The sequence below is a fragment of the Margalitia sp. FSL K6-0131 genome, from assembly GCF_038008735.1.
GTDB classification, from domain to species: Bacteria; Bacillota; Bacilli; order Bacillales; family Bacillaceae_C; genus Margalitia; species Margalitia shackletonii.
On the sequence record NZ_JBBOZS010000001.1, the window covers coordinates 5,376,939 to 5,389,495 of the forward strand.

Sequence of the window (12,557 nt, forward strand, 5' to 3'; positions counted from 1 at the left end):
AAGGGAACTACCTTTTATAAGCATTTTTCGATTTCTGCCTTTTCCGCCTATGGTTACTTTTCCTCTTTTCAGCAGATGAAATATGCTCCTTTTTCATCTCCTTCAGTTTATTGTTAGGAGATGGATTCGAAGGCTTCTTTTGAGCATGTAACACCTTTTTTTCAATTTGAAGATGAATTCCTTTCTCAATCATCTCCAGATAAGAACGATCCTTTGGTGCTACTAGTGTTAGTGCCAGGCCAGTTCCTCCTGCTCTTCCTGTTCGACCAATTCGGTGAATATAACTTTCCACATCTTCTGGGATGTCATAATTAAAAACATGTGTTACCCCTTCCACATCAATCCCACGCGCAGCAACATCTGTTGCCACCAATAATTGAATTTTTGCATCTCTAAATAGTTTCATCACCTTCTCACGCTTTGCTTGCGAAAGATCTCCATGAAGCTCCTCTGACAAATATCCACGTTCCTTTAATGCGTTGTTTAATTTGCTTGCTCTTCTTTTCGTCCTGCAAAATATAATCGCAAGAAATGGGCGATACTGATCGATCAACTGGCAAACCGTGTCTTGTTTTGCACGATCGGTTGTTTCTATTACAAGTTGCTTAATATCATCTACCGTTATTCTTGGGCTTTTTACCTGTATGTCAATTGGATCTTTCATGTAATCTTTTGCAATAGACCTAATTTTCTTTGGCATCGTCGCTGAAAATAACATGGTTTGCCTATTCGTAGATAACGCCCCAATAATGTCCTCTATTTCAGGTAAAAACCCCATATGGAGCATTTGATCTGCCTCATCAAGAACTAACATTGAAACATTTGATAGCTCAATTGTACCGCGACGCATATGATCGAGCAGCCTTCCTGGGGTTGCTACGACAATGTGGATAGCCCCTTTTAATTTCCTCAATTGCTGCTCCACATCTTGTCCACCATATATAGCTAACACATGGACCCCCTCTAGTTTTTCCGCTAGTTTCTTTAATTCTGTTGTAATTTGGAGAGCCAATTCCCTCGTAGGAGAAACAATCAATGCTTGAATATAAGGACTTTCTGCATTTACCTTTTCAAGTATTGGTAATATAAAAGCGAATGTCTTTCCTGTACCTGTTTTTGCTTGTGCAACCATATCCTTTCCTTCAAGAAGGAGGGGAATGGTTTTTTCCTGAATAGGAGTAGGTTCCAAAATCCCAAAGGAACGCAGAACCTGGTTAAGATTCGAACTCACACCTAGCTTTACAAAATCTGACAACTCGTTCACACCCTTAAATAATTCTTGCTTATATCATATCATTTCCTTTTTAATAAAACTTTCTTGTTATTTGTCAAAAAAAACAAAAAGAGATTGCTCCAATAATGAGCGATCTCTCCAAAGATTCTCTATGCTTTTATATTAATCCCATATTCTTCAAACCAATAATGAATTTGGGCAAGGTAGGCAAGTAATTGTGGTCCTGTCATTAATTGACCAAACCAAGGTACTTGAAAAGCTTTCCCCTCTGACTCGATGATATCCTGCAATTTTTCTGTTTTAAACAGGTCATAAAGAATAGAGCTTCTATTTTCTAATATTTCATTTAACCAGTTTTTCACTACTTTTGTGTATACAGGGTTATGTGTTTTCGGGTATGGACTTTTCTTTCTATATAAAACTTCATTAGGTAATGTTCCTTCCAAAGCTTTACGCAAAATACCTTTCTCACGACCTTCATACATTTTGACTTCCCACGGAATGTTCCACACATATTCTACTAGACGATGATCTGCGAATGGGACACGAACTTCCAGGCTTGCTCCCATGCTCATTCTATCCTTGCGATCTAATAAAGTCGTCATGAACCATGTTAGATTTAGATAAAACAATTGCCGTCTTTTAGCTTCTAAAGGACTTTCACCTTCTAACACTGGAGTTTCTTGGATGGTGTTTTCATATTGAGTCATAACATAATCCTTTAAATGAAGTCTTTCGTTCCAATTATCCTTTAAAAGACTTACTCGTTCATCCAAGGAACGCATCCAAGGAAATCCATTTCGCTCTAGGTCGTCTTTACGATGGAACCAAGGATAGCCGCCAAAGATTTCATCTGCACACTCTCCAGATAAACTTACGACAAAATCATTTTTAATTTCTCTACAGAACCATAATAGGGATGAATCTACATCTGCCATCCCAGGTGTATCCCTAACGAGAACTGCTTCCTTTAAATATTCGGCAAGGTCTTCCTGGCTGATGACACAATGATGGTGGATGGTTCCGTATGTTTTTGTCATAAGGTCAATCCAATGTCCATCCGCATTAGGTTGAAAATCATTTGATTTAAAATACTGGTCATTTCCCTCATAATCGATGGAATAGGTGTGCAGCGGCCCTTTCCCTTCTGTTTTAAAATGATTCGATGCAATAGCAGTGATGGCACTAGAATCAATACCGCCTGATAAAAAGGTACATACAGGAACATCTGAAACTAATTGTCTTGTTACAGCATCCGTAAATAAGGATTTCACTTTTTCCGCCGTTTCATCCACACTATCTGTGTGTTGTTCACTTTTCACATTCCAATATCTCCAAATGTTCAATCCGTCTTTTGAATAAGTTAAAGCATGGGCAGGCCGAACTTCATGGATCCCTATAAAAATCCCATGCCCAGGGGTTCTGGACGGACCAAGTCCCAACACCTCCGCCAATCCATCCATGCCAATCTCTGCTTTCATGGCTGGATGTGCCAAAATGGCCTTTATTTCTGAGCTAAATAGAAATCTCCCATTTTGTTCAGAATAAAATAATGGCTTCACCCCCATACGGTCACGTGCCATAAATAATTGCTGTCTTTCTTCATCCCAAATTCCAAATGCGTAAATACCATTTAAGTATTGAACACAGTCTTCTTTCCATTCCATATAGGATGTAAGCAGCACTTCCGTATCAGAATGCCCTTGAAATGGATAACCTCTCTTAATAAGCTCTTTCCTTATATCCTCTGTATTATAAAGTTCCCCATTATAGCAAATCGTATAGGAGTGGTCTCCTTTTATACGCGTCATAGGTTGAATGCCCCCTTCAGGATCCACAACAACCAATCGCTTATGTCCAAATGCTGCATGTGGCGTTACCCATATATTCGTGTCATCAGGACCACGCTTTGCCAATGTTTCTGTCATTTTGTTTAAAATAGTGTGTTTGTTGCTAAAATCATCTCGATAATCAATCCATCCAGTAATACCACACATAAAGGACCATCCTTCCAATTATCTTTTGAAAAACCATACTTATCATATGGGCGGGTAGCCCAGATTGAAAGTTGTCCCTGAGAGGAAAAGAAAGGGAAGCGGCACGAAATTGGATTTAAACAGCTCGTTTTAGATCTTTATACCCACAAACTTTCAAACAAAAAACACCCACTTAGGAGAAGGGTGTTTACTAATTTGATGTAGACTTCGGTTTTCTAATTAATTGCTTCACTACCTCTGAAAAAACAATGCCGATTGCAATGGCTCCCGATAGCATAAAAGCTTTTGCTGCTAATTGAATAGCCGAATTATAGTCATTTTCTACAAAGTGCCTCATTGCATCATAGGCTAGTCCGCCGGGGACCATTGGGATAATACCCGACACACTAAAAATAATAATCGGCTCCTTATATATACGTGCAAAAGTTTGGCTAATTATTCCTACTATAAAAGCCGCAATAAACGTTGCAATGACGGAATCTGTATGGAGGTTTACAGAAAAAGCAATATATACAATCCATCCAAGCATCCCAACTAGCCCGCATAACAAAAGCTTGCTCCGCGGCACATTAAAAATAACTCCGAACGCTGCGGTAGAAATAAAACTGGTTATAAGCTGCCCAAGCATCATCATCAAAGCTATTCACTCCTCTCTAGTCTAAACTAAACAACTCTACCTAAAGGAAAGTATGACGGCAATTCCCGCCCCTATTGCAAATGCAGTTAAAAAAGCTTCTGCTCCTTTTGACAAACCTGCAACAAGATGTCCCGCCATTAAATCCCTAACAGCATTCGTTATTAATAACCCCGGTACCAATGGCATTACAGAACCGATAATGATTTTATCCAATTCGGTACCTATGCCTATTTTTATTAATAAGGCCGCAATCAATCCCATGATAAAGGAAGATAAAAATTCAGCAAAAAAACGAACTCTGGCAAGCTTGTCAAAATACAACAGACAAGGATAGCCTATTCCACCTGTAATCATCGCCGGGATGAAATCCTTCCACTGTCCTTGAAACATGATAAGGAAACAACCGCTTGCCAGAGAGGCAGCCGCAATTTGAATCCAAATCGGAAATTTATAATCCGCCTTTTCCGCCGCTTTTAGCCTTTGATAGGCTTCATCCAGCTCTAATTCACCGCTCGCTATTTTCCGTGATATACTATTGACTACCGTAACCTTTTTTAAGTCTGTGGATCGTTCTACAATCCTCACAAGCTTCGTTGGTTCTACACCATCAATGGAAAAAATAATACCGGTCGGTGTTACGAAACAATGGGAACCATAAATGCCAAATGCGTTTGCAATTCTGGTCATTGTATCTTCTACACGGTATGTCTCTCCGCCGCTTTGCAGCATGATTTTACCCGCAAGTAAACATACTTCCACAATTTTATATGTTTTGCTATTTTCCTGTTCCATTTTTTACTCCTATACGGTTCATATTCAAGAAATCCTATATCATCTTAAAAGAAAGACAAGCTATTTATCAATACCTTTTTTTTAATGCTGTTTTTTGAATTAATTATTACCTTTCGCCATTTGATGTAAATCATAAGCGAGCTTGGTTTGGGAGCATTTTTTCTTATAAGATTTACTACTTTTTAACGGCTGTTACCTAAATTTTTGTATATAAAAGCAACAAAGTTTATGAAAAGAGCCCTCTTAATGCTACTATACAGTTTTTTACAAGTAAAAACGAGGCCCCGTGGATAATGTATACCTTTGTCACGGAATGATTCCCTTTTGTCGTACCTGAATTTGGAAGTTCTAAGTCTAATAATAACCCTCAAAGGTAGAAATCCTGCTTCTGAAATAAATAATTCAGGTAGTTTCAGACATAATTCAGGCGTTTGGAGAAATAATTCAGTCGCTACTACAAATAATTCGGTCACTACCGAGTTGGCCCCCTTATTTTAGACACATACTCCTATTATCTTTCTTTTTCGCAGTATTTTATTTTTTTGTTTAAGATGGAAATTGCCCCCTCTGTCTTGCCTAATTTTGTGATAGTATCATATCGACTTGACATGGAGCCTCTTCGCGCATGATTCTCTATCCAGGAACCCAGCCTCTTAAGAAGCTGTATTCACCAACTAGGTTATCATGCGCTGCTCCATATCAAGTCGTGCTCCTAATTCGTTCTGCTTTTATACCAAATAAGGGGCCAATTTCCTCTCATCCTATTCTCACTACAAATTAATAACCATTTCTTCCATACTACCTACCTCGTTAAATTTCTTATGGAACTGAGTAGGGGAAAGATAATGAAGACTCCCATGATATCTTCGGTGATTATAAAATTCCATATACTCATCTATTCGGTAATACGCTTCATCAAAACACTCAAAGGTGTACCGTTGGTAACACTCCCGTTCGATGATACTGTGAAATGATTCTATATACGCATTTAAATTGGGTGATTTTGGGGGAATACGTTCATGATAAATTTTATGGAGTTCACAAAATTCCCCAAAGTCTTTACTTACAAATTGTGGACCATTATCGGTTCGAATAATGATACTATATTCCTTTTCATCTTGTGGCAAATGAACCTGACGCCGTATAATGGCTTCTTGAAGCATTGTATTAATGTTCTCGGCTTTACATGTTGATCCTCGATAATAACCTACAATACAACGGTCGAATACATCTATGGCACTTGCCAGAAAAAAGAACCGGCCACTGTCTTCTATCGAACCATATTTAATATCTACTTGCCATAATTGGTTGGGTCCGGTAATTGAGTGCTGCTTAGCTAGTCGTCTTGGATAGGAAGGAGAAACGTTGCGCTTTGGCAGTAGAATGCCTAACTTATCACATAATCGGTACACTTTTTTAAAGTTAATCACTAGATTATGTTCCACCCTTAAATAATTGGTTAACTTACGATAACCATAGATTCCTTCTTCTCCTTCTATGCCTTCCATTAAAAGCTCTTCAATTTGTTCGTCGGAAACCATAGATCCATCTTTTCTTAATGAATAACCTGGACTAGGACGCCCTCGCTTCGTTACTATTTTTTCATTTGTTTCAATATCCTGATGATAGTAGTACAAAGAGCGACTCACCTCCAATGCCTTCATCGTTTGTTTTACAGGAAAACCTTCCGCAACCCAAAGATTCACTTCATCTAATTTTGAATTTATAGAGATTCGTTTTTTTTTATTAAATTCTTTAACATGGCAACTTCCAGTTCTTTTTCTCCAAGCAATTTCATCGCTTGTTCATACTTTTCTAGTAGTTCGCCTTTAGTGGGGTTATCAGATAATATGGTTGTACCCTCATTTTCCATTAGATCAAGCATTTCATCTTTATATTCATTCATCCACCTTCTAAAGGTATCTCTTGATATTCCCGCCTTTCGGGCAATAGAAGAATGGTTACCCGTTTCTAACGCAAGCCGAACATATTTCTTTTTTACATCTTCAATTACATCAATTTTCTTTCCAGGCATGGGTCTTCACCTCCCTATGAATCATTTTGTATGTTATACATTAAGTGTAAACCTAAGGTATTATCGTGTCTAAATGATTAAGGGGGCTAAAAAGCTACATAGAATAATTCAGTCATAAGAAAAACGCGAGGCACCACAGCATTAGTGTTTGGATCTTATCAACAAAATAATAAAAAAATGCAGAAGCTAAATAACTTCTGCATTCCCCTTATTCTGTGCAAATTGACTATTATAAAGATCCGCATAAAAGCCGCCTTTAGCAAGGAGCTCTTCATGATTTCCTTTTTCTACTACATCTCCATGATTCATAACTAGAATTAAATCCGCATCACGGATCGTTGATAGACGGTGTGCGATGACAAAGCTTGTTCTTCCTTTCATCAATTCGTTCATTGCTTGTTGAATAAGGACTTCGGTTCTTGTATCCACACTGCTTGTTGCTTCATCCAAAATAAGGATAGTTGGATCTGCCAGGATGGCACGGGCGATTGTGAGCAATTGTTTTTGGCCTTGCGAAATATTCGATGCTTCCTCATTCAAAATGGTCTCATATCCATCCGGAAGGGTCCGGATAAAATGATCAGCCCTTGCCGCTTTTGCAGCCCGTATAATTTCTTCGTCTGTAGCATTTTCACGTCCATAAGCAATATTATCCTTGATCGTTCCGTTAAAAAGCCATGTATCCTGCAAAACCATCCCGAACATACTGCGTAAATTTCCTCTTTTTAGCTCGGTGATATCAACGCCATCAATGGTAATTTTCCCTTCATTAATTTCGTAAAATCTCATCAACAAATTAATAAGAGTTGTTTTACCTGCTCCGGTAGGACCAACAATTGCAATGGTTTGCCCCTTTTTCACATCGATATTCATTCCTTTTATAATCGTCTCATTCTCCTTGTAGCCAAAGACCACATTTTCAAATGCAACGTCACCTTTAGGTAGTTTGATTACCTTTGCATCAACCACTTCCGGTACTTCTTCTTCCTCATCTAAAAGTTCAAACACACGCTCTGCGGATGCAATGGTTGATTGAATGATATTTGCAATTTGGGCTGTTTGCGTGATTGGCTGTGAAAATTGCCTTGCGTATTGGATAAACGCTTGAATATCTCCTATCGTAATGGCTCTTTTTGTTACAAGAATTCCACCAACAACCGATACAAGCACATAGCCTATATTATTTATGAAAGCCATTAAAGGCATAATAATACCGGAAATAAATTGTGCTTTCCTTCCGGATTCATAAAGGCGCTCATTAATGGTGTTAAAATCGGAAATCGATTTCTCTTCCCTGCCAAACGCTTTCACAATCTGATGACCAGTATACATTTCCTCCACATGTCCATTCAATTCCCCAAGTGCCTTTTGCTGTCCCATGAAAAACTTTTGGGATTTCTTTGCAATTCCGGCTGTTGCCAAAATACTTAAAGGCAAAGTTAAAATAACAATCAATGTCATCAAAGGACTTATTGTAAGCATCATCACAATTACACCAACCAGTGTAACAATCGACGTAATCAGCTGTGTTAAGCTTTGCTGCAAAGTATTGCTAATATTATCCATATCATTCACAACTCGGCTTAATACTTCCCCATGTGTACGGGAATCATAAAATTTCAGTGGCAGCCTCGTCAATTTTTCGTTTACTTCTTTCCGTAAATCATAAACTGTTTTCTGAGCCACCCCTGCCATTACATATTGCTGAAAATAACTAAATAAGGAGCTGAAAATATAAAGCCCTGCTAAAACTATTAGGATGTGTAAAATATAATCAAAATCAACCTTTGCACCAGGCACACCTTTTATTTTCATCATCATGCCTTCGAATAACTTGGTCGTAGCATTCCCCATTAATTTCGGGCCAATAATAGTAAAAACAGTACTTAAAATTGCCATCAAAAATACTGCCGTTAATCGTACTCGATGCGGCTTTAAATATCCGATTAACCTTTTAAACGTACCTTTAAAGTTTTTTGCCTTTTGAACAGGCATTCCAAATCCGTGCCCATGTCCTGGCCCTCGCATTGGTCCTCTTCTGGCTTGATGGACATTTCGATTATCTCTTTCGCTCATGCAATCTCCTCCTCTGATAACTGTGAGGATACAATTTCACGATATACTTCACATGTTTCCATTAATTCCTTGTGAGTGCCAATTCCGGCCGTTTTTCCTTGATCTAGTACTATAATTTGGTCAGCATCCATAACCGTACTAACCCTTTGAGCCACAATCAAAACAGTCGAATCCCCTGTTTCCTTTTTCAACTCGGCACGCAATTTAGCATCCGTTTTAAAATCAAGTGCTGAAAAACTATCATCAAATATATAAATTTCCGGTTTTCGCACAAGTGCTCTTGCAATGGAAAGCCTTTGCTTTTGTCCCCCCGATACATTCGTACCACCTTGTGCGATAACCGAATCATATCCATCTTTTAATTCAGAGATAAATTCAGTAGCTTGCGCAATTTCCGCGGCATGTTTGACGTCCTCGACTGTTGCTTTTTCATTTCCATAACTAATATTATCTGTAATCGTTCCGGTAAAAAGAACTGCCTTTTGCGGAACGAATCCGATTTTTTCCCTAAGATGCTCCTGTGACATACTACGTACATCAACACCATCGACCAGGACTTCCCCGCTGCTAACATCATAAAACCTTGGTATTAAGCTAATAAGCGTTGACTTTCCGGAACCTGTACCGCCAATGATAGCTGTCACCTTTCCGGGATTAGCTTTAAAGGATATATTCGAAATAGCAGGGTTTTCCGCACCCGGATAGCTGAAGGTAACATTTTTAAATTCAATATATCCGCTTTTATCCGTTGCTTTTTGAACATTTTCAGCATCTTTAATATTTGGTTTAATATCTAAAACTTCATTAATACGTACTGCTGAAACAGATGCACGGGGTATCATGATAAACATCATTGATAGCATGATGAGAGAAAACATAATTTGCATTGCATATTGGATAAATGCCATAAGATCCCCAACCTGCATATTTTGGTGATCAATTCGGATCCCGCCAAACCATATAATTGCAATGGTCGAGAAGTTCATAATAAGCATCATAACTGGCATTAAGGTGGCCATAATTTTATTTACTTTAATGGCTGTTTGAGTTAAATCAGCATTTGCTTCTTCAAAGCGTTTCTTTTCGTAGTCGATGCGGTTAAACGAACGGATCACTCGAATACCAGTTAGATTTTCACGCAATACAAGATTCAATTTATCCAACTTTTTCTGCATTGCTTTAAATAATGGAATTCCTTTTCGTTGAACAAGGAGAATAGCAATAAATAAAACTGGCAATGAAACAACAAGAACCAACGAAAGCTTTGCATCCCTTGAAACGGCCATAATAATCCCACCGATACACATTAACGGTGCCATAACCATCATCCTCAGCATCATAATGAGTACTTGCTGGACCTGATTAATATCATTCGTAGTTCTTGTAATAAGGGAAGCTGTTCCAATTTGATCAAATTCATTAAGTGAAAAGCTTTCAACATGAGAAAAAACCTTTGTACGAAGGTTCTTACCAAAACTCGACGCTACTTTAGAAGAGTAAAAGCTTGCAGCAATAGAACAAACAGCCCCGATGCCTGCTATTAACAGCATCCATCCGCCAATTTTTAAAATATAAGGCTCATCCCCCCGGACAACACCTTTATCAACAATATCACCCATTAAAGAAGGCAAATATAGGTCGGAAAGGGAGCGGAGGAAAACTAAAATGATCACGAGGCCAATTAATAATCGATATGGCTTCAAATGTCTGAACAAACGTATCATATTACATCATCATCTCCATTCATCCCGTTTAGAACTAACATCATTTTCTGCAAAATACTCAATCGTCTCGGAAAGTAACTCTGCAAATTGCTTACTTTTTTCCTCCCCTAAGTGGCCAATTAATCCATGAAGTTTTTGTAAATAGGCATCCACCACTTTTTCGGTTACCTGTTCTCCTTTCTCCGTTAGCATTACCTTGACAGATCTTCTATCATTGGGATCTATACGACGCTCAACTAACCCATCTGCCTCTAAACGGTTAATTAATTGAGTAACAGAGGGTGCAGTAACCTGAAGATACTTACTTAGACAGGATACTGTTAAGTCAACTCCATGATGCTTCTTCGCCGATTTAATCGTGAACAACAGTTTATATTCACCGGGTTTTACCCCTTTATATGCTTTCGGTCGAAAATGACTTCGAAATTGCATCAATGAATGAAAAAGTTCTTTAGCAATTAGATCGTTTTTGTCCACTGTTCCCACCTCCATTTTTATTAGTTTAGTTAATAAATAATTAAGTAAACTAATTATATTTCCTTAACGGTTTATCGTCAATAAATAAGATTTCATAAAGAGTGTTTTCGTAATTTATTTTAAATCCTAGGATAGACTTAGGTTCGAGGCATTTTTTATTAAATTCATTAGCAAGTGAAAGTAGTATTTTGATTAAAAAAAATACCTTCAAAAAAGAAATAATCTCAGGAAAAAAGCCCGAGATTATTTTTATTAAATATTAGCTAGTTGATTATAAATCTTTTTACTAATTGGCGCATAGGATTTTACACTGTTTTGTATATTGGAAATTAACACGACGTAAGCATTTCCTCCTTTTGAAAAACTATTCATACCATTCCAACCTGGCAATACACCATGGCTTGAATAGTTTCCCGGTGGAACAGACCAGCCTTTTCGATTAATATACCATCCATATCCATATCTTGCTATGTTATGGGGCGTAAACATCTGCTTATAGCTTTCTTGGGAAATCAGTTTCCCAGCTTGTAAAGCATGATCAAATTTATATAAATCATATGGAGTAGAATAAATATCTCCACAGCCAAACACTTGCGAAAAATCTTGCATCTTCGGAATATAGATCATCCCCATTTTTAATTTATAGCCAATGGAAGGATATTTTTCCTTCTTCAAATCACTTCCAAAGCCTGAATGAGTCATCCCTGCTACATTAAAAATGTGTTCTTTAATATATTCATGTAAAGGCATTCCGCTTGCCTTTTCAATTACATATCCGAGAAGGGAATAATTTGCATCTGAGTATCCCCATTTAGTTCCAGGTATAGATTTAAGATGCACCGCTGTTTCCCCAATACTTTGCATTAACTCTTCTCTTGATACTTTTCCACCAGACTCATTACGAACGGGAATACCAGAAGTATGAGTCAGTAAGTGATATAATTTTATTTCCTTTGCATGCGGGAAATTGGGAAGATAATCTGACAATGGTTCATTAATATTCACTTTCCCCGCTTCCTGCAGTTGTAAAAAGGCTGTAGCAACAAAGGATTTAGTTATAGAGCCGATATAGTAAGCAGTATCAGGATTATTTGGCACTTTCTTACTTTGGTTAGCAAACCCATACCCCTTATTTATTATCACCTTCCCATTTTTCACAATTAGGGCAGTTCCGTTAAAATGAATCTTTTTCAGATAATGATCTATTTTTTTATCAGTTGAAACACCTTCACTAGGAATCCTTTTGGGAGGACTATATTTTTTCCCAGAAGTTAAAACGCTCTTTACAGTCTGGGGATCCGTCGTATATAAAAATCGGAAAGAAGAACGATAGTGAAAAAAAGCCCCTGCCACAACCAAGAATATCAGACAAATAAGTACAGGAATTCGCAAGGAATTCTTTCCTCTATGTCTTGATTTATATCTGGAATTATTATGCATATTCTCGCTCCTCATATAGGTAAAATACTTAGTCTAAACAATTCTTAATATCAATCTTTTCTTACCAATATAATAGACGTTCAATTCGGCTTAAAGGTTCTTATAAAACAAAAAAAATATCAACTTCAATTACAAATGCAATAGA

Annotated in this window: 10 protein-coding genes; all 10 read right to left on the reverse strand. The window is 37.7% G+C overall.

Annotation, left to right across the window (positions count from 1 at the left end; genetic code table 11):
• Positions 1–7: 7 nt before the first annotated feature.
• The 10 genes from NSQ59_RS26295 to NSQ59_RS26340 all read right to left on the reverse strand — a co-directional run bounded on the left by NSQ59_RS26295 (position 8) and on the right by NSQ59_RS26340 (position 12,412).
• Positions 8–1,255, reverse strand: a complete 1,248-nt coding sequence (locus NSQ59_RS26295; RefSeq protein WP_083489478.1) for a DEAD/DEAH box helicase — start codon at positions 1,253–1,255, stop codon at positions 8–10.
• Positions 1,256–1,383: 128 nt separating this feature from the next.
• Positions 1,384–3,231, reverse strand: coding sequence for an asparagine synthase (glutamine-hydrolyzing) (asnB, locus tag NSQ59_RS26300; RefSeq protein ID WP_340833057.1), 1,848 nt, complete (start codon positions 3,229–3,231; stop codon positions 1,384–1,386).
• A gap of 190 nt (positions 3,232–3,421) precedes the next feature.
• Positions 3,422–3,865, reverse strand: a complete 444-nt coding sequence (locus tag NSQ59_RS26305) for a threonine/serine exporter family protein (protein ID WP_055741875.1) — start codon at positions 3,863–3,865, stop codon at positions 3,422–3,424.
• A 39-nt stretch (positions 3,866–3,904) separates the two neighbouring features.
• Positions 3,905–4,660 (reverse strand): threonine/serine exporter family protein, encoded by a 756-nt coding sequence (locus NSQ59_RS26310; RefSeq protein ID WP_055741496.1) that lies wholly within the window; start codon positions 4,658–4,660, stop codon positions 3,905–3,907.
• Between the two features lie 770 nt (positions 4,661–5,430).
• Positions 5,431–6,309: an IS3 family transposase gene (locus tag NSQ59_RS26315; protein ID WP_244885895.1), complete on the reverse strand. Its 879-nt coding sequence runs from the start codon at positions 6,307–6,309 to the stop codon at positions 5,431–5,433.
• A gap of 74 nt (positions 6,310–6,383) precedes the next feature.
• Entirely contained in the window at positions 6,384–6,695 is a 312-nt protein-coding gene (locus tag NSQ59_RS26320; RefSeq protein WP_055741498.1) for a helix-turn-helix domain-containing protein, read from the reverse strand.
• A 186-nt stretch (positions 6,696–6,881) separates the two neighbouring features.
• Positions 6,882–8,771, reverse strand: coding sequence for an ABC transporter ATP-binding protein (locus NSQ59_RS26325; protein ID WP_055741499.1), 1,890 nt, complete (start codon positions 8,769–8,771; stop codon positions 6,882–6,884).
• Complete coding sequence (locus tag NSQ59_RS26330; RefSeq protein ID WP_055741500.1) at positions 8,768–10,495, reverse strand: ABC transporter ATP-binding protein; 1,728 nt, start codon at positions 10,493–10,495, stop codon at positions 8,768–8,770. Before NSQ59_RS26330 ends, NSQ59_RS26325 begins: the two co-directional genes overlap by 4 nt.
• Before the next feature lie 9 nt (positions 10,496–10,504).
• The gene (locus NSQ59_RS26335; RefSeq protein ID WP_055741501.1) at positions 10,505–10,972 is read right to left on the reverse strand and encodes a MarR family winged helix-turn-helix transcriptional regulator; all 468 of its coding nucleotides are present in this window, start codon (positions 10,970–10,972) and stop codon (positions 10,505–10,507) included.
• Between the two features lie 252 nt (positions 10,973–11,224).
• Positions 11,225–12,412 carry a serine hydrolase domain-containing protein gene (locus tag NSQ59_RS26340; RefSeq protein ID WP_055741502.1) on the reverse strand — a complete coding sequence of 396 codons (1,188 nt, stop codon included), beginning with the start codon at positions 12,410–12,412 and terminating at the stop codon, positions 11,225–11,227.
• Positions 12,413–12,557 lie beyond the last annotated feature (145 nt).